At 51.6% G+C, this 19,056-nt stretch carries 15 protein-coding genes; 3 read left to right on the top strand and 12 right to left on the bottom strand.

Translation table 11 applies throughout. The features are described from left to right. The first annotated feature begins 39 nt into the window (after window positions 1-39). Complete coding sequence (locus BFP89_RS15300) at window positions 40-2,463, top strand: AAA family ATPase (RefSeq protein WP_065886280.1); 2,424 nt, start codon at window positions 40-42, stop codon at window positions 2,461-2,463. A gap of 718 nt (window positions 2,464-3,181) precedes the next feature. Here the strand turns inward: BFP89_RS15300 and BFP89_RS28580 are convergent. From BFP89_RS28580 to BFP89_RS15290, 3 genes are read right to left on the bottom strand one after another with little or no spacing between them, the layout of a single operon-like run. Next, complete coding sequence (locus tag BFP89_RS28580) at window positions 3,182-4,471, bottom strand: hypothetical protein (RefSeq protein WP_141689093.1); 1,290 nt, start codon at window positions 4,469-4,471, stop codon at window positions 3,182-3,184. Further along, a complete protein-coding gene (locus BFP89_RS15295) occupies window positions 4,458-5,594 on the bottom strand; it encodes a UvrD-helicase domain-containing protein (protein ID WP_065886279.1) in 1,137 nt (378 codons plus the stop codon). Before BFP89_RS15295 ends, BFP89_RS28580 begins: the two co-directional genes overlap by 14 nt. 10 nt (window positions 5,595-5,604) lie before the next feature. Beyond that, on the bottom strand, window positions 5,605-6,921 hold the full coding sequence (locus BFP89_RS15290) for a serine/threonine protein kinase (RefSeq protein ID WP_065886278.1): 1,317 nt from the start codon (window positions 6,919-6,921) through the stop codon (window positions 5,605-5,607). A gap of 858 nt (window positions 6,922-7,779) precedes the next feature. On the opposite strand from BFP89_RS15290, the gene BFP89_RS15285 reads away from it, so the two are divergent. Beyond that, window positions 7,780-8,028 carry a DUF6124 family protein gene (locus BFP89_RS15285; RefSeq protein WP_065886277.1) on the top strand — a complete coding sequence of 83 codons (249 nt, stop codon included), beginning with the start codon at window positions 7,780-7,782 and terminating at the stop codon, window positions 8,026-8,028. Window positions 8,029-8,087: 59 nt separating this feature from the next. Here the strand turns inward: BFP89_RS15285 and BFP89_RS15280 are convergent, their stop codons facing one another. Beyond that, a complete protein-coding gene (locus BFP89_RS15280; protein WP_065886276.1) occupies window positions 8,088-8,882 on the bottom strand; it encodes a DNA adenine methylase in 795 nt (264 codons plus the stop codon). A gap of 270 nt (window positions 8,883-9,152) precedes the next feature. Between BFP89_RS15280 and BFP89_RS27545 the strand changes: the two genes are divergently transcribed. Continuing rightward, entirely contained in the window at window positions 9,153-11,597 is a 2,445-nt protein-coding gene (locus tag BFP89_RS27545; RefSeq protein ID WP_083208068.1) for a nuclease-related domain-containing DEAD/DEAH box helicase, read from the top strand. Between the two features lie 4 nt (window positions 11,598-11,601). Here the strand turns inward: BFP89_RS27545 and BFP89_RS15270 are convergent, their stop codons facing one another. From BFP89_RS15270 to BFP89_RS15235, 8 genes are read right to left on the bottom strand one after another with little or no spacing between them, the layout of a single operon-like run. After that, window positions 11,602-12,111 carry a lysis system i-spanin subunit Rz gene (locus BFP89_RS15270; protein WP_083208080.1) on the bottom strand — a complete coding sequence of 170 codons (510 nt, stop codon included), beginning with the start codon at window positions 12,109-12,111 and terminating at the stop codon, window positions 11,602-11,604. After that, window positions 12,108-12,659, bottom strand: coding sequence for a glycoside hydrolase family 19 protein (locus BFP89_RS15265; protein ID WP_065886274.1), 552 nt, complete (start codon window positions 12,657-12,659; stop codon window positions 12,108-12,110). Before BFP89_RS15265 ends, BFP89_RS15270 begins: the two co-directional genes overlap by 4 nt. An 11-nt stretch (window positions 12,660-12,670) precedes the next feature. Beyond that, the gene (locus tag BFP89_RS15260) at window positions 12,671-13,345 is read right to left on the bottom strand and encodes a hypothetical protein (protein WP_065886273.1); all 675 of its coding nucleotides are present in this window, start codon (window positions 13,343-13,345) and stop codon (window positions 12,671-12,673) included. After that, on the bottom strand, window positions 13,345-13,638 hold the full coding sequence (locus BFP89_RS15255) for a hypothetical protein (RefSeq protein WP_065886272.1): 294 nt from the start codon (window positions 13,636-13,638) through the stop codon (window positions 13,345-13,347). The genes BFP89_RS15260 and BFP89_RS15255 overlap by 1 nt, the downstream gene beginning before the upstream one ends. A 3-nt stretch (window positions 13,639-13,641) precedes the next feature. After that, the gene (locus BFP89_RS15250; RefSeq protein ID WP_065886271.1) at window positions 13,642-16,992 is read right to left on the bottom strand and encodes a host specificity protein J; all 3,351 of its coding nucleotides are present in this window, start codon (window positions 16,990-16,992) and stop codon (window positions 13,642-13,644) included. A gap of 7 nt (window positions 16,993-16,999) precedes the next feature. Then, complete coding sequence (locus BFP89_RS15245) at window positions 17,000-17,584, bottom strand: tail assembly protein (RefSeq protein ID WP_065886270.1); 585 nt, start codon at window positions 17,582-17,584, stop codon at window positions 17,000-17,002. Continuing rightward, on the bottom strand, window positions 17,581-18,351 hold the full coding sequence (locus BFP89_RS15240) for a C40 family peptidase (RefSeq protein ID WP_065886269.1): 771 nt from the start codon (window positions 18,349-18,351) through the stop codon (window positions 17,581-17,583). Before BFP89_RS15240 ends, BFP89_RS15245 begins: the two co-directional genes overlap by 4 nt. Window positions 18,352-18,353: 2 nt before the next feature. Then, window positions 18,354-19,052, bottom strand: a complete 699-nt coding sequence (locus BFP89_RS15235) for a phage minor tail protein L (RefSeq protein ID WP_065886268.1) — start codon at window positions 19,050-19,052, stop codon at window positions 18,354-18,356. Window positions 19,053-19,056 lie beyond the last annotated feature (4 nt).

The following is a 19,056-nucleotide window of genomic DNA, read 5'->3' as shown; positions in this document are numbered from 1 at the left end:
CGTACGCATCTGAAAGTCCACCGAGGTAGGAATGGATCAATGATCAATCAGATAGACATCGCAAACTTTGGCAGCTTTTCCGGACTTGAGTGGAAGAAAGCCGTTAGGGACAACGGGAAGAACGTGAAGATCTTCCAGCGTCTGAATATTCTCTACGGGCGCAACTACTCGGGAAAGACGACCCTTTCTCGTGTCTTTCGCGCACTGGAGACTCATAGACTGCCATTGAACTACGTTGGCTCGTCCTTCACCGTTACGGGCGACAAAGGCGTAGTCACATGCTCGGACCTACTGACTCACAACTACGACGTAAGAGTCTACAACCGCGATTTTGTGACTGATAACCTCAGCTTTTTGGTCAATCAGGATGGCGGCGAGATCAAGACCTTCGCCATAGTCGGTGAGCAGAACAAAGAGATCGACGATACCATTGCTGCCATCGAGGCTAAGCTGGGAAGCGTTGAATCCAAGACTGGTCTTTACTTCGACCTTGAGGCAACGAGAAAACAGCGCGACCTCACCAAGATCAACCACGACACCACTGTCACTGCATTGGAAGGCAAGCTGCGCACGCATGCGGCTGACAAAATCAAGAAGAACTTCCAGTACGGGGTTCCCGTTTACAACATCGACCACATCAGACGTGACATTGCTGCCACTAAAAAAACTGAATTCGTTCCGCTGACGCTTCAGGAGCAAGCTGGAAAGCTTGCGCTGCTCAAGCAAGAAGCTTTGCCTGACATTACTGACACACTTGGCATTGCCCTACAGTTTGATTCCCTGAGAGGCCAAGCCGAGCCAATTCTGTCCAAAGTGATCACGCCGACCAAACCCATTCAAGAACTCCTCAACGACAGTGTATTGCAACTCTGGGTCAAAGAAGGTATCGCCCACCATCGCGATAAACGCGAAACCTGCGCCTTCTGCCGCCAGAGCTTGCCTCATGACGTCTGGCAGAAGCTCGACGAGCATTTCAGCAAAGAATCCAGTGTTCTTGAAACCGCGTTGGAAAAGGCCATCGTCTCGGTCAATGGCGAGATTACCGCCATCTATGCTTTCGTCTCGTTGAGAAGCGATCAATTTTACACCGAGGAACGTTCTGCGTTTAACGTGAGCAACCAGGCGCTTGCCGAAGCATTGAGTGTCTATAAGAGTGACGTGGAAGCGCTCAAGAGATCGCTGGAATCACGTAAAAACAATCCATTCCTTTCTGTGAAGCTGCCTCAGTCACTGCACGACCCGAAAGAAATCCAGAAACATGTGGATGCCATCAATATTTTGATTGCAACAAACAATGGCAAAACAAAGACACTGGAAAAAGACAAGGCTGCCGCGAGAGATGCACTTCGGCTAACGGACGTATTTGCATTTGCGGACGCGATAACCTATGAACAGGAACTCACCCGTATAGCGACCTTCAAGGCAAAAGCTGATACTGCAAGCACAGCATATACATCCGCAGAAAAAGAGATTCGTGACGCCCAGGCAGAAGTTCAAATATTAAGAGCCAAGCAGAAAGATGAGCGAAAAGGGGCAGAGCGAGTCAACTCCCTGCTCAACAACTTCTTCGGCCATGACGGCCTCAAGCTCGAACCCCGTGACCATGCTGACAAGGTAACCGTTAAATTTGAGATTACACGCGACGGCAAAGCTGCGTACAACTTAAGCGAAGGCGAGTGCAGCTTGATTGCATTCTGCTATTTTATTGCAAAACTAGACGAACCAGAAAGCAAGGGCAAAGAACTAATAATTTACATTGACGACCCAATCTCAAGCTTGGACAGCAACCATATATTTTTCATGTTCAGCCTAATTGAAAGCTTGATCACCAAGCCAATAAAAAAGGCAGACAGCTCGAACAGCTATCGTTATAAGCAACTTTTTATTTCTACGCACAACTTAGACTTTTTAAAATATCTTAAGCGACTATCCATTCCAACAAAGAAAATACCTGCGGGCGAAGGTAAGACCAAGAGCGTCTCCGATCATGAGCACTTCATGATCGAGCGCAACGGCGCAGCAAGCAATATCCTTCTCATGCCCTCTTACCTCAAAGACTATATTACTGAGTTTCATTACTTATTTCACCAGATCTATAAGTGCAAAGACCAAGCCGCCGCGCAAACTAGCCATGAACCGTTTTTTGGCTTCGCCAATAATTTGCGAAAATTTCTTGAAGCTTTCCTATTCTTCAAGTACCCGCATCATGACGATAGAAGCGACGCATTTGAGCGGATAAGGAAATTTTTTGGGGAGGATGAAGATACAGCTATTGCTCTTGTCAATCGATTAAACAATGAGTTCTCTCACTTGGAAGCTGTTCCAGACAGAAGCTTTAAGCCAGTAGAAATCCCCGAGATTGCCAAAGTGGCAACCTATGTATTGGATAAGATATATTCCGCCGATGCCGTTCAATACAACGCCCTATTGAAAAGCATTGGTGAACCGGAGCGAGTAGTCTGATTTAAACATTTCAGAGCACCCGCCACTTTAGGAGTGGCAGATCCTCTGAAATATTAGACCGCGGTCAGTCATCGGCTCAAAAGTCATACTGGATGACGCGAAATTTCCAACATTGACAAAAAGTAGAAACTCATAAAAAAGTGCCTGACCAAATCGAAAACCTCGCCCAAGGTTCCCCCCATAAAAACCTTCCAAACAACCTTATCATACAAATAATTACCAGCGATCACTGATGCAGCTGAGCGATGCAATTAGTTGGAATGCACACATAAGACTCACAAAACAGCATTACCTCATGCCCCGAATGATAGGCCTCCTCAATGCCGTCTTCTTTATAGCTAGAACATTTAAGATCATCTTTAAACGTATCAATATCGGGTCTACACATGCAGAGCTGAAGTAGATCACTAAGTTGACTCGACCAGCAATATCGATATGTGCCTACAGGGATGATCCTAACGATATGATTCGGTGTTGCAGCATAAGCTGCTGCAACATTGATATTAGAAGACAAGAATATTGACTGACTCCGATAACGCACTCCAAAGCTCTCGTAAAACCAATCATCGGCCGTATTGTGCAAGTCAACACTCATATCTCTTGGGCACCTATTTTTTCGCGTAGCATGCAATGTCGGATGAGCTATCTCATAATGCTCAGATAGCCCTCTGTAAAATGCAAACGTCTCAAATGAAGACACTGATAAAATCCTTGTTTCTTATTTAGGGTTTCTTCCAGAACGACTATCTGGGCGGCTGGTGCCATTCAAAATATCAATTGCTTCAAAAAGAAGCGACTTTAACTTTTTATTACTTATAAAATCAGCATCCGGCAGGGATACTTTTTTTACTGGCGCGATAACACCTAGACGCAACTCAACATCTACCCCAGGCAAAAGAGATACTACCAATACTCTCGACCTTTTAGGCTTCAACGTTGAAGCCTTCATTGAAACACGGGATATAACTTCTAGCTCATCAATAGAGACATCACAGGTAGGCCGCTCCTCAACCGAAAAGGGCCTAACGATATCCCTTATCAGCTTATAACATATTCCAGACATCGAGTTTTTCACATCAAACTCTGATGACAAACAGGCAAATGCCATATACCAAAATACGATGTCATAGTACTTTGATAGATAGGGCTTTAGTGAAGCCACGTGGCTCATCGACCCAGGAAGGATCTTGTTGCAAAAGAAAGCAATGCACGCAGACTTAATTTCTGCTGACCCCGTTGAAGCTTCCACCTTTCCTACAATACTGTTGAATACAGACATTCTCGAATTGTAAGTTTCTTTGAGCTTTGTTGCGTCATCCTGAAGGCCAAATAAATGTGTCAATTCAAAGAAAAGCTCGTTCTCTGAAACCTGACCGTTCAAAAAAAGACTTGTAAATGATAAATCATTTTCTTTTATCTCGATTTTACTTAAAAAAGCCAAAACAGCCTCTGAGGACACAACACTATCCTCTTGGTTAGTAAGTTTCCGTGCGAGCTCCCATCGCTCGAATATAATTTTTGAATTCAACTTTGGGTAAAGGTTCGCTGCCCGAGTAATAGACGCAGCTAACGTTTGAGTACACGCTGCATATCCGACATTCGCCGTTAGGAGATCCTTCTGAGCAAGAAATGCACCGGTTACGGCTTCGCCGAGAATCAAGGCTACATTGAGCCGTAATTTTCTATCATCCGCTTTCGCTTTCGTTCTAACCTTCTTTTGCTCTAAAAATAGTTGCTCAGCGACTATTTCATGACATATGTGTGCATATGCAGACAAGGGAGAAATACTTTGATGGAAAGTAGATACATCTGCAAACAACGTATCTATCTCACGTGCATCCGGCACTATAAATATCGGCAGATTAATAAAGTCATCTTGCTTCTGCCAAAAGCATTTATACATTGGATTTTGTTTGCTTATCGTTGATGAAAATAAATCACCAGAAGTAGCATGCTTCTTTTCTGAGGATAGCATCTCATCCAAAGATTGATTTTTAAGAATCAGCATTTTGATCTCCAAAAAGGCTACTAAAATTTGGTTCTGAGGCTGGTGGAGATAATACTCTCAGGGCGCTCTCTACATAACCAGGAATATTGCCAGTGTGATAAATATTTACTGAAGTCTTTCCTCGCAATATCCCCGTGTATAATAAACGCTTCTGTACAGGGCCCATCTTCGAAATCGCTTCGCACCCACCAATGTGCACGGACGTAAACTCCCACCCCTTACTTGCATGTAAAGTAAAGCTGTGGATATTATCTCGTTGAGTTTCGCTTAACGACGATGCCGCTAGCGTGTTCTGAAACTCCGCCACCTGTAAATTTTTGGGAAACAATACGCCAAGTCTTTCGCCGGGGTAAAGTTCAAGTTCGCCTTCCAAATTCTCAAGAATTGCAGATATTTGCTCCTGCAAACTGGAGTACGGATTAGCCTCCACAGACGAAGGTTTTGATCTCTCATTATACTTAGACGAATCACTGATGCGCGGATATGTAACTTTATCCATGAGAAGGGCGTCAGCCACACGACAGATTTTATATCCACTTCTATAATGATATTTTAGATCAATCCGATTATCCCCAGTCAACTGCTCAATTAAACCTTGCGTTTGCGAAACTCGATAAATGGACTGCCTAGAATCACACGCCAATATAAGCCGCTCAGCGAGCGATCTAAAAATATGAAGCTCAGTATCAGAATAGTCCTGGGCTTCATCTATAAGCAATGCTTCATAGATTGGACCAATATGCTTTTCCGCAAGCAGCGAACTTATTGTCGCAGCGAGCATAGCTCTATCCTCTTCGAAACTACCATTAACCTCAAAGGGAACATCATACTCCTGTAGAAAGCTTTTAAATAACTGCATTGCTGTACATGAGTTTTCAACAGGCAAATCGTACTGCTCGCTGCCAATCTTTATAAAATCTCTAAGCGAAGATGTAAACGAAACTATCTTTATGTTGCTTATTTTTTTAAAAATCAACCATTTTGATCTTAAAAGAAGAATATTTGTTTTACCTGATCCAGCCGGGCCAGTGAGCATGAAACTCAAGTTCTCAGGAATCCCCCTAACCGCGTCAACTTGAAATTCGTCGAGATCCTCTTCACCTATCCAAAATGCGCTCGCCATAAATTGCTCCTTAATTAGACGAAATGATTTTTTCTGCAGCGGCGTAAAATGAACGCACACATATATTGCATGCGAGTTCAGTGCTCATAGATTCCGTCCAAAGTCCCTCAACCAAACTAGCCGTATCTGTAGTGGCCGAGACCCCTATTAATAGCGAATGCTGCGTATCATTTTCGCACTTTAAGTTTATTGAAAACTTTAGTCTCTCATTGAATGCACGCGCCGGATCCAACTCAAAAATGAATTCAAGCTGATATTCAGAATTTGAAATTGGATGTTGGTTGCTTCTAAAGCGAGGAAAAATGGTTTCAGCCATTAAAAAACTCCGAATCTCGGAGAAAATTTCTTCCTGAAGATTCCAGAGTAAACTTATATTATTCTCATGAGGAGTTGCTGTGTGCTGCGACAGCTTCTGTGCCTCTTCTACATGAATCTGTTTCAATCTTATTGAAGTCCGCATATCGCCTAGGTTTAATATACTCGGCGGCCCCTTAAAACTCTCCCAACTAACCAACAACAAGCGCTCTCGCCAAGACTTAACTAAGCATGCCCTCGCCAGGTTTGCGATCCACGCGTCCACATCTACGAAATCAAACGTCGGTGTTTTATATTTCACGCAATCATACAACCTTGCACGCGGGCTATCCATACCTGAAAAGATATTCTTCCCTGCTATCATTTCATATAGCGTCGCCCCTATTTGATAAAAAGTTATAGCCCTCCAAGCATTTGTATCCGAGCTAACTTCTTCACGCCATACAAACTCGGGAGGACTATATCTAAGAGACGCAACGAAATCCTCTCCTGATATTCTGCGATCGTCATCTGTCACGTCAGGGGATTGATGAATTATTCCAAGATCAAGCAAACACAGATGCGTAAAATCTTCGCTCACGACAATATTTGCAGGCTTTATATCTCGATGAAATAAGTTACGCTGCTCTAAAAATTCGGCTGCGTCTGCAAGCTGAGAAATTAACGGAAATACTGAGTGCGCAGGAATTTTCCCAACCAATCTATCCAAACTTACTCCTGGCACATACTCCATAAACAAATATATTGTGTTGTGATCTTCTAAATACCCACCTTCAAAAATTTCAACAAGATTTCGTTGGTGCTTTTCGCCTATTAAGGCGAGCTGTAAATCAAGCCGCTCTAACTGCTCCTCTAACCCATTTTTTGATATGATTTCTGGATAAAAAAGTTTCAGAGCTCTTAGCTCATCATTTTTCTCGACTAAATAGACGATTCCGTCCGCCCCGGCTCCAATAGAGTTCTTTACGGCCCAGCCGCGAAAGACAGCTCCTTCCAACGTTCGTACGTCCATGATCCCGATTCGTCTCCATCCGTTAGTTTGAGCTTACTAACCGCGTTTTTCACCTCTCAATTTACCGTGTTTTCGGGTGAAAGATAGACAAAGGTCGTAACGGCTTAGTCGTAGTCTGACGCGAGCAGGACGGTCCCACCGTCTTTTCGTATCAGGTTCCCAGGAGCATCGCCGCCGATATTGAAATACCCGCCCTTGGCCCAAAACGTGTCAGTAGAACGTCGACGACGACGTTGAAAACGTCGCTTATTCCAGAATGTCCGTATACTGACCGCAGAAAACGTTTTTTGCGCGCCGCTACGCGAAATTTGAGCCCCTACCCCTCCGCTCAATGTACAGATTTCAGTTTCAAACTCGTGCTTTTCTAACGTGTAGACCGTAAGCAGTCTTTTCAACAGAATCGGTCGAAATCAGCCAGCCGTCACCCCACTTGATCCAATCCTTCTCACCACGGTACGCTTTCCAACGTCACAGCCATCCTGTGACCGGGAGTCAGAACCCCGAACGTCCGAAGCGCGGTAACGCCCTTCTCTAGCAGTCAGGTGCATAAGCATCTTGCCGCTGCATTGCTATGGCGGGCCGTGCGGGGCAGGCTTCGGCCTGGCCGGTTCCCTCGGACGCCGGTTTTCTGACCCCCGTACGGTCTGCCACCCATCCCGTGTCAGAACGGCGGGTGACAGGGTTATCACTGTCCGAGGGTATGGAGATGACTTATCCCCCTTTCACGCCAGGGCACCGCCCATTACGTCCAATCAATACCTCGTTACACATATCGGAATTTTCCGTCGGCCTATTCAGCCGACTGAAATACCCACCCGCCCGCGTTAAAAACCGCCACCCGCAACGGGAGGTTCGCGTATGAACACCAACGACAACAACGCAGATACCTCACAGGGCCTTTTCAACGTCCGCTCGGATATCACCACCGAAAAAGCGCTCGTTCACGCCAGTGAGTTTCTCCAATCAGCAACCGCGCTCGCCTATGAATGCGTCTTCAAGCTGGATGAAGTGCAGCGTCAGCAAGCCTTCGGTGTCGTTCAACTGGTTGAGAACGCTCGGCTCCTGATCGACATGGTGCTGGAGCGAGAAAGCCCATCTGCAAACTGACAGCAACCCAACCCGGATAGCCGTGTCGCCACAGAGCGGCTATCCGTTTTGTGCTTGGTTCAAAACAAGCCACCCAGCACCTCAGGCTCCCAGCTCATGATCACCAGCTCACCGGTCGGTTCTGTCGTCGCCTGGCGCTGGTTAGCTGAGGTGTATCGAACATCCAGCGTCTCAAAGTGAAAGCAATCAAACACCCGCCGGATGTCGGGGTGGTCGTTGATACTGACCATCACCCTCCCCTCGCACCGACGCATGAACTCGGCCATTTGCTCGTATTGATCAAAGGGAAACTCGACACCGTAGCCCGCGACCTGCCAATACGGTGGGTCCATGTAGTGGAAGGTGTGTGGCCGGTCGTAGCGTTTGGCGCAGTCGAGCCATGGCAGGTTTTCCACGTAGGTTCCGGCGAGCCGCTGCCATGCGGCGGAAAGGTTCTCCTCGATCCGTAACAGATTGATCGGCGTCGCTGTTGTCGCCGTACCGAAGGTCTGGCCGGAGACTTTGGCAGCGAACGCATGGTGTTGGAGGTAGAAGAATCGGGCCGCACGTTGGATATCGGTGAGGGTGTCCGGGCGGGTCATCTTTTGCCATTCGAATACCTGCCGTGAACTGAGTGCCCACTTGAATTGGCGGACGAACTCTTCCAGGTGGTTCTGTACGACGCGGTACAAGCACACGAGATCGCCGTTGATGTCGTTGAGGACTTCAACAGGTGCGGGTTGGGGGCGGAGGAAGAATAAGGCAGCGCTGCCGGCGAAGACTTCGACGTAACACTCGTGGGGTGGGAACAGCGGGATGAGGCGGTCGGCCAAGCGGCGTTTGCCGCCCATCCAGGGGATGATGGGGGTGGTCATAAGCGGAAGCTCAGAAATACAGCGTGGCTATACGAGTTACAATTGTTAATAACAACGCCTCTGACTAGACGACTAAAACTGAGCCCCATAGAATCCCTCCTCAAGCGAATTGATTCATGATGAGAGCCGAGCAGTTTACGATCCAACAAAAGCAGATGAGACACCGAAGTAATCGTAGCGAGAATCTGGACTCAGGGAAAAAACGATAATATCTACCCAGCACCAACCAAACAGACCTGACATTGTATTTTTATTGATACGGATATTTACATGGCAATAATGCACCCACCTCACGGACCAAAATACAATGACAGCCACGTTGCAGAGCCGATTGTTTACCGATTACTGAAAGAACAGTTAGATGATAATTTCCAAATCATCCATAGCATCCCATGGTTATCTTCATTCATACATGAGTTACACAACAATAAAAGTCCCATTGGAGAAATTGACTTTCTCATACTGCATCCTGACCTTGGAGTTCTTGCGCTTGAGGTAAAAGGCGGAATACTCGGACATAACTCATCGGGATTTTACTATAGCAATACAAGCGTCGATCCCGTTGCTCAGTTGAACCGTGGCATATTTGCCATTCAAGAATGGTTAAGAAACAACGGTGTGCGGATTCAAATAGGACGCGCCTATTTTTTTCCTGGCTCAGAAATGAATATTTCAGAGTTACCCCCTAGCGTGGTTGACAACTATCATTTATCACCCGTAAAGCTAATACTAGACATTAATGATCTAGATCGAGTTGACGAAAAAATACGCTCAATAATGAGCTACTTTAAGAACTCTCTGCAATCTGTCTCTATCAGCAAATTCGCGATTGAAACCATAATCGGAATGTTGATTCCAAGTGTTAGCTACGCCCCTTGCTGGCACTCAAGAATAAACAGCGACAATAAATTATGGCTTCGATTGACATCTGAACAACAAGAGTGCATAGATTGGACGTTAAAAAGTAATAGGTTTTTAATTAGTGGCTGGCCAGGCACAGGAAAAACCGTTATTGCAGTAGAAACCGCGCGCAGGCTTTCTACTGCAGGAGACTCTGTACTCTGCATTACGTTCAACTCACTTCTCGCTCAAAAACTATCAAAGGAATTAGCGCAGCACCCCAATGCTCAAGTAACGACAATTTACTCACTTTGCTCAAAAGCGTCTTCATACAATGGAGAAAAAGCAGACTTCACATCAGAGTGGTTTGAAAAACAAGCTGCAACTAGCCTAAAAAAAGCCTGTCACAAAGGGTTTATAAGCAAATATTCAACTCTTATTATTGACGAGGGCCAAGTAATCAGAAAAGAGTTCTGGGAAATATTGGTTGAGCATTTCTCTACAAAAAAAATTATCGTCATGTGTGACGCGGCTCAAGCATTCCCATACGAGAAACCCGTGAGCCTAACGGAGATAGAAGGCTATCTTCAGCAACCAGCATTTTTTCTCACCGAAAGTCTTCGCATGCCAAAACGCGTTTGCGAACGCTTAAAGACCTTCCAACAACCAACTCACTCCATCACAAACTCAAGACAAAACGATGAAGATACTCTCACAGAGATTATTACTGGAAACCAAAAAAATACGTTACGCCAAATAATTGCTCAAATACTATCTCAGGGGCTGCTACCAGCTCACATAATTGTGCTGACGCCCTCTAATATGGCTGTTCACCAAAGTTTAGTACCTCAAGGAGTGAAAGTAGAATCCATAGGACGATTTAGAGGCTTAGAGAGCCCAATCATCGTTATATTAGCAGCTACAGACATGTCAAACACTGAGTTCTTTTGTGCTTACTCACGCGCCACATCACGATGCATTGTAATTCTAGATGCGCACGATGTAAAAAAAGGAAAATATGAAAATCTAGGAAGGCTACTTTATTCACAAAACAAGGATCACGTAGACTCAGAAGCTTCCAAATCATTAATACAAACATTGGTTGAAGGCCAATCAGTTACTGAAATCACACCACAAAACGATATTTTCTTCATCGCCTGGTTTGAAGCTTGGCACGCGTATATATTACCCGTTCAAAAATGCGAAGCCACAAGACTATTACTCGAAGCTTATTTAATTAACTCAAACACACCAGCGATTTACACTTGGGCACCAGATTCAAGAAATTCAATTATGATGATAGGTGCAGAAGAGAACACTTACGCACAACACTTAGAATTAAAATATTGTGACACATGCTCAGCATTAACACCTCACACCATTGGAGCGTTAACCGCCGGCACATGCAACGCCTGTACGAAATTTGACGATAAACGGGATTTAGAGTTCGAACACCAGGCATCTGAAATACTAAACATACTAACCAAGAGAAACCAATATCCTTCGGATATCATTGAGAAACTGCCGATCCAAATATATTCAATTGGTGCTCTTCAAAAAAGCAAATATGAGACAACCCAAGACGAACTGGTTTCAGCTTTTACTCAGTTAAGCCTTGAAGGTAGAGTCGCCATGGCACTGGTGATCAGAGAACTAACCATCGGCTTTAAAAATAGTCGAACCGAATTCAAAGTCGGTGAGGTTTCAAAAAAAACGTACACATGGAATAAAAACCTTTTAGTTTTTTCGTTTCCCCAATGGCAAGGTTTTATCAACGATGCTTTTGCAAAATTGGAGAATACCGGGATCATTACTAAAGGTGCGAAAGGCATTAGAGTTATACAAAGTAAAAACTTCAAAACGAAATCAAGCTAAAATATTAGCGCCCCTTATTATGAATGGCACGCACATACCCCTGACACCCCGCCAACGCAATCAATCCCTCATCCCCTTCTTGGGCGATGCGGACAATTCGTTGAGCAAACGCTCGGTCAAGTTCGGCTCTCTCGCCTCCATAAACCACGCCGCCGGTGCCGGTGGTGGCAGGCACTGCATCACCTCCGGCAAAGGGCGGCTGGGCGAGGATGACTGACAGCCGCAAATCAGCGGTAGCCAGGCGATCCATAAGGCGTGCTTGGCGTTGTTTGGCATCGGTCAAAGCCCTCTGGTGAGTTTGGTCGCTAGCTTGCAGGCGCCGCTCCAGGGAATAGCGTTTGTCGACCTCGCTACGCTGTTGCGACGATGAGGCGAAGGCCAGTTCTTTGAGCGTTTCAGCATGGAGCCGGGCCTGATCGGCCAATTGCCGCTCATACCGCCAAGCCTGGATTTGCCAACCACCAGCAGCGCCGACGACAAACAAAACGACCAGAACCGCGACACGCACATTCAACACAACACCGCTCTCGCCCAGATCCACAGTTCGATACGCGCCTCCAATCCATTCGTACCTCCATTGATACGCCGAGTAATCCCAGTGAAGTCATCCTGATCCGCCAGCGCATTCAACCCATTCGCCCACCAATACCAAGCCGCCGACTCCGCCGCCCATTGCGGCTGTTCCAGCAACTCCGGCTGCTTGAGCAAACGCAGATCCTCAAACAACGCCAAGCTGCATTTGAGGTAATTCCGTCGGCCCGTTATCTGAATCAACCCTCGCCCCCGATACCGCTGACCATCACCATCCGCCTCCGGCGTATTCCCCAGCAGCCTAGCCAACGCCCCGGTGTCATACCGACTCAGATACCGATCACTCCCCCGCTCCCGCACATACCGCAGCTGCCCCGACTCATGCCCAATCTGCGCCAGGAACGCCGCCTGCCGTTGCCGCGTATTAATCTCTCGCCGCCCCATGGCGTCATTCAGCACCGACACAAAAACGCCCGCTTGTTCGCGGGCGTTGGGGAAGATTTGCTGCAGCTGTTGCTCGGTGATGTTCATGTCGATAGCCCTCAGTAGTGCGTTACGTCCGCCACCAGTAGGGTTGGGGGTGTCAGCCGTAGGGGCGTGACCTCGGTGTAGGTGAAGAAGCGGAACAGGTTCTGGCCCCAGAGGTTGATGTCCATCAACGCGCCGCGTCGTACGTAGCCGGGGCCGATGCTGGCGGAGTCGTAGGTGGTGCCGTCGATGTTGTCGTTGAACTCGTTGTAGAAGTGCACGCGGGAGTAGGTCAGCGCGGCGGCGTATGCCCGGCCGTTGCCCACGGGCAGCGGGTATTCAGGCGAGAGCATGGTGTTGGCATGGATCGGTCGTAGGATTTTGTGTGATGAGTCGAACAGCAATCGCTGGTCGCTGCCGAACACTTGCAATCCCGCCGTGGACGCAACGACTGGGGCGGCGGCGAACAGGTAGAGCGTCACCGTGACGCCCGCGTGGCTGGTGAGTTGCACGTAGGAGCCGTCGTATCGTGGGTCGAAAAAGACGTTGACGTAGGCGCCGCTGGTGTCGCCCATCAGCATCACTGCGTCCAGCGGCACCGTGAGGTTAACGGCGAAGTAGAGCTGCTGGCCGCTGGTGTAGCGCGGGGTCAGGGTGACGGCGAATTTGTTGATGAGGCTGAGGCAGATTTCTTCGCCGGTGATCTGGGCGGTGCCGTAGTCATTAAAGGCTTGAAGACCGGCAGGCATCAGTAGAAACCATAAAAAATTCTCACAGCCACGTTGGCTTGGTAAGGGTTGAATGGCGGCGGGTAGACCCAGCTGAGTACCCCACCTGCGATCGAGACATTCGGGAAGATGTACACGGTGTAGAGCGGGAAGCTCAGTTGCTTGACGAAGAACAGCGGCTCGCCGATCAGCGACACGGCTATCGCGCCATTGACCGCGCCGGTGTTAACGCTGCCGATCAGGGTGCCGACGCGGGTGGAGGTGTCCAGAATCAATGCGCCGTTGGCGTCCCAGACTTGTAATCCGGCAGGCATGCTTTAGCCCCAGATCCCCAGGCGTACCCGCAAGGTGCCGTTGATGTCGTACACCTGCACCACGCGGTTGTTGATGCTCAGGCGGCCGCCTCCAGCCACTGGGCCGTTGAATTCGATCACGCCGGTCTTGTCGAGTCGCCAGCCCTGGGTGCCAGCGATGTAGTCGCTGGATTGCAGGTAGTCGCCGATTTTGAGGTTGGTGATGGAGCCGTCCTGGATCAGCGCCTGGTTGATAAACATCTGCCCGTTTTGCACCACAAACGGCGTGAACACCTGCCCACCAGCGAGGGTGGTCACCATGGCGAAGCGGTCAGCACTGACCAGAAACTGGCTCTGCAACCCGGCGCCTGTGTTCTCGATGCCTAAGCCAAACCCGGCAGCCACATACTGCCCGTCCTGATTCAGCTCCATCTTCACCGCCCACATGGCCTGGAGCTTGTCATCGGTACTGGCCAGGGCTTGGCTGACCTGCTGCACCGAAGCCACCGCATCATCCACCGAGGCAACGACGGTATTCAGTTGATGGGCTTGGGCAATGAGTTGTTCGCCCTGCTGTTCGATGCTGCTGGAGTTCGCCTCGACCTGATAGGCCAGTGCATCAGCGGTCTCGGCAACGGTGCCGATGTCCAGCCAGTATTCGGGATCGGGTGGGGCCACGCCTTGAACCGGTTCTCTGGCTTGGAACAGGCGGCTACCCAGGCGAACAATCTCCCCCGCCGAATAGGCCTTGGTTTCGTCATACGCCAAGGCATCGCTCACCTCGCTGAAGAGTTCTTTCAGTTCTTCTCGGGTCTTCTCCAGCCGGTCGTTCACCGAGCCAGGCCCATCGCCAGTGATCAGGCCAATCTCACCCAGCAACTCCTGACCAAGCTGGCTGGACCCAATCTGCCCCGCGATCAAATCCAGAATCGGCCCGGCCTCGGCGCTGGCTTGCCCGGCCAGACCATTACCGACGGGATACCAAGGCCCGACATTCCCCGTGCGATCCACCAGCCGCGCCCAGAAGTAGAATTGCGCACCCGCCGCCAGCCCCTGCAAGTCATGTGCGGCCTGCGGATAAGCGAAGTCACCGAGTTTCTGTGCACTTTCAAACGCGGGCACCTGCGAGGACCAAACCTCTGTGCGCTGTGTATCCTCAGCCCCGGCAGGAAAGCCCCACTGCAGGCCAATCCCAAATAACTTGTCTTGGGTACGCAAAAACGCCACCGAAGGCGGCGGCGTGATCTTGCCCTCAATGGTGGTCAACACCGAGCTGGCCGGTATGGAGGCCACATCCAGCACATTCACCGCCCGCACCCGCGCCAGGTACTGGCCGGAGTACACGCCCACTACATCCACCAACAGTTCGCCGGTGCGCGGAATCCGTACCCAATCCCCGGCGCCGCGCCGCCACTCAACGTCATAGCCCACCGCATACTCAGCGGCGTGCCAGGCGATGGTCATGGTGGTCACCGCCAGCCCTTGTTGGGTGGAGATGCTCTGCGTGATCAGCACGGAACTGGGTGGTGCCTGCACGCCGGGCGGGATCACGGTCACCGGTGGTGGGTCGATCTTGCTCGCGTAATCCACCGCATCGTATTTGCCCGGCTCATGCTGGATCAGCGTGATCTGGAACTGCTGCCACTCCGGTCGCGTGATGCTCAGCACTTTGAATTGCAGGGTCGCCAGGTCATCAGCGTCGATCACCCAGCCGCACTCCGGCAGCAGCGGCTCGCTGTACTCGGCGGCAACCGTCACCGCACGCCCCTCTACCCGCGCAATCAACCGCGACTCGGACGCACCACTGGGCAAGTTGCAGATCAAGCGCGATCCAGACGGAATCTCCGTATCGCGGTCCAAGGTAACCACCCGCCCCGCCACCGCCGACACCCGCCCACCATTGGCCCGGCCCGCCAGCAGCTCATCACTCAAGCGAATCAACTGCCCCGGTCGCGGTATCTGCCCATCCAGGCCGACGCGCATCGTCGCTGGCCGCGTCTGCGTTTGCTCACTGACCAACGCAAACATCCCCGCCCGCTGCGCCTGTCCGCGACTGGTGCAACCCACCGCACCGAGCGGCAAATCCTGAATCCCGAACTTGGCGATGCCATCTTCGACAAACACCGGCTCCTGCTCGGTCTCAAAGCTGTTGTCGGGATTGTCCCAACTGACCACCGCCCGCGTGTGCCGGTCGCGTTTGCGCACGCCCTGGTATTTGAGGCTGATGATGTTGCCGCGATGAAAGTTGTAGACCGGGTCTTGCGGCATGTCGGCGTTGACCACCATCTGGCTACCGTCCCAATAGGCCATGCCGTGGAAGATCGAGGCGATGTCTTCGAGGACGATGTACGCCTCTTCCTGGGTTTGCAGGTAGAGGTTGCAGGTGAAGCGCGGCTCGGTACCGCCCTTGCCGTCCGGGACCATTTGGTCGCACCACTGGGCGATGCGGTACAGGGAGTAGCGATTGACCATCGCCGCGTTGAGGCGCTCGCCGAGGCCGTAATAGGGATGCAGCGCCAGGTCGTACCAGACCCAGGCGGGGTTGTTGCTGTAGGCGAGTTTGAAAGTGCCGTCCCAGATGCCGATGTAGGTGTGAGTTTCAGGGTCGTAGTTGCTGGGCACACGCAGGATACGGCCACGCATCAGCGCCGAGAGTTTGGGCACGTTGTTGAATTGCTCGGCGTCGAATTCGATGCCGCCCACGGCGGTGAGGGGGTAAGTCAGTTCGGCGTCGATGATTTCGGTGATCGACTCGACGCGCATCATGTCGGCGATCAGGCTGCTGTTTTGGTTGGGGGTCAGCCTGCGGACGCGCAGGGTCCACTCGCTACCGGTGGGTAGTTCCAGGCGGTGGGAGCGCTCGTACTTGGTGGTGTTTTTGCGTGCGACGAAGGCGGTCAACACTGGCAAATAAGCGCCGCCGTCGGTGGCGATATCGACCGCGTAGTCGATGCGGTAGCCGTTGATATTGCCGTTGGCGTCCTGGGCTTGAAGCTGGGGCCAAGACAGTCGCAAACGCACGGCATTGATCTCGTCATTGCTGACCGAACGCACCCAAGGCGCCTCGGACCGCAGCTCGACGCCGATGGCGATCTCGTTGTTGATTTCGGGGAAGCCAACCAGGCGATCCTGATTCAAGGTGCCCGAACGAAACTGCCAACGTGCCCGTGGAAAGTTCACGGTGCCATCTGAGGCTTGGAGGGGTGTGCCGTCCAGCTTGATGGATTTCAGCCCCTCTACCGGACCGACGATTTCGCCCCAGCTAAAGGCGTACAACAGTTTCGCGGTGGCGATGGAGGGTGCGCTGTCGCTGGCGATATAGGGACGATTGGGCTTGCTGCTGCCAGCCTTGGCGCCGACGACATAACTGCCCATGGCCGCGTCAGACCTGATCCTGGGCGTAGATGCCGCCACTTAACACCGCGCCGCCAATCTCGCGCTCACCATACAAAACCGGCCACGGATTGCCCTGCGCGACGGTGGTGACGGCGCCGCCGAACGCGTAGCTGGCGCGATTGCCCTCCTCGTCTCGACCCAGACCCGGCTTGGGTATCGGTGCGAGCATCTGCATCACACCGCCGACAGCCGCGCCGGTACCCGCTGCGATCAGGCCCATGCCCCAAGGTGACGTGGTGCCGAAGCTGAAATACCCCAACGCCACCAACGCGACGCCGAGGATGGTCTGGAACAACCCCGCACTTTTGCTGCCGACCACCAACGGCACGATGCGGATCACGCTGTCGTCGCGGGTAATGAGGGGCAGTTCCTGTTCGCTCAGATTGCGTTGGCCAGCGAACACCGAAAACACCAACCCTCGCGACTCGGCATCCCGCAGAAAGCGCTCAAAGCCCGGCAGCAAATAGCACAACGCACTGATGCCTTCGGCCGGGCTGGACAGCTCCAATGGAAAGTCCCGCCCAAAGTGCTTACGCAACACGCCATACAACCGCACCGTGCGCTGGCTCATAAGCGTGCCTCGCGATGCCGCAGGGTCAACCGCGTGCGCTGCGCCCAATCCGGCCCATATACCTCGCGGGTAGAGCTGCGCCCGTACAGGTGATGAATAAAAAACGGACCACTGCCACCCAAATCGGGCGCCCGTTCGCTGGAGAGCGAACCGTCCGTGCCTAAAAATATCGCGGCATGGTTGGGGTGATAGGTGCGGCCGATTTCCATGATCAGCACGTCTCCGCGCTGAGGGCTATCGACCTGCACAAACCCGGCGTCGGCAAAGTGATGTTGGTAGAGGCTCGGGCCGTGTTTGTCCTCCCACCAACGATCATTACGCGGGTAATCGGGCAAGGTCAGCCCCCACTCGCGCTCGTACCAATCGCGAATCAGCGTGTAGCAATCCAGCACGCCATGGGTGAAGTCGCGCCCCAACAGCGGCGCGGTATAGCCCTCGGGTTTGAGCCAACCGATCTCCCCACCCGGCCAGGCCACAATCGCCCAAGGCAGCTCATGCAACTCACAACTCACCCGATCCGCCTGACTGGGCCGCGCACTGCCGTTGTTATGGCTATGCACCACCGCCAGCACCTGGCCCTGATCCTCCGCCTCGCACCAGGCATTGCGGCTGATCACAAAATGCTCCGAGGCACTGGCGGCAGCGTTGAGACACGGCCAATACACTCGCCCGCTGTCGGTGCGGATCAACAACCCACACGCCTCCTCCGGATACCTTGCCTCGGCGTGCTGCCGCATCTGCGCCTCCAGGGCGCGGCTGATTCGCATGGCTACCTCCGAATAATCAAACTCGAACCCGGCGCCCCGCCAAACCGCGCGGTGTTGCCGCGCACCTTGCAACTGCGCCAGCGTCCGGCGCAGCGGTCTTGTGCGGGGTCATCAGTGGGTTCGTCGTGCTTGGTGAACAGCGCCGTGCCGATGTACGCACAGGCCTCGCCTCGGTACTGGTTCATGCAGGCCCAGCGGCACAGGCTGGTGATTTGTTGCGTGGGGACTTTGATGCCCTGCAAATCCGCCGGGCTGGAGAGTTGGAACTCCAGCTGCATCTCGTCTTCATCGGTTTTCTGTTCGATAAACCAGCTCATCACCCGCTGCTGGTCACTGGCCTGCGGGTTGCCCTCGGGGAAGTTGGCGGCATCGAGGTAATGGCGGAAGGTTTCGCGGATAGTCACCTTGGCGCCCGCCAGGTCGTCCAGATGCAGGCACAGCGCTGAGAGTGCACCGCGTACACCCGCGATTTCGTTGCCGACTGTCAGCGTTGGCAGTGCGGGGCGACCGTCGCCGTTGAGGTCCAGGCCTTTTGCTTCGATGCTGATCGGCTCATAGGCCTGGCCCTGCCAGATAATCGTGCCGTCCTGCATGTGGCCGTGAAAGCGCATCAGGTCGCCGCCCAGGTGGGTGGCGTCGACTTCGTACAGGCGAACGGCGTCGCCCGGCTCTAGCAACTGGACGTCGGTGTTGATGGCCATGGTG

Source organism: Pseudomonas sp. 31 R 17 (genome assembly GCF_900004915.1).
Lineage (GTDB): Bacteria > Pseudomonadota > Gammaproteobacteria > Pseudomonadales > Pseudomonadaceae > Aquipseudomonas > Aquipseudomonas orientalis_A.
This window is presented reverse-complemented; position numbering and strand designations above follow the sequence as displayed.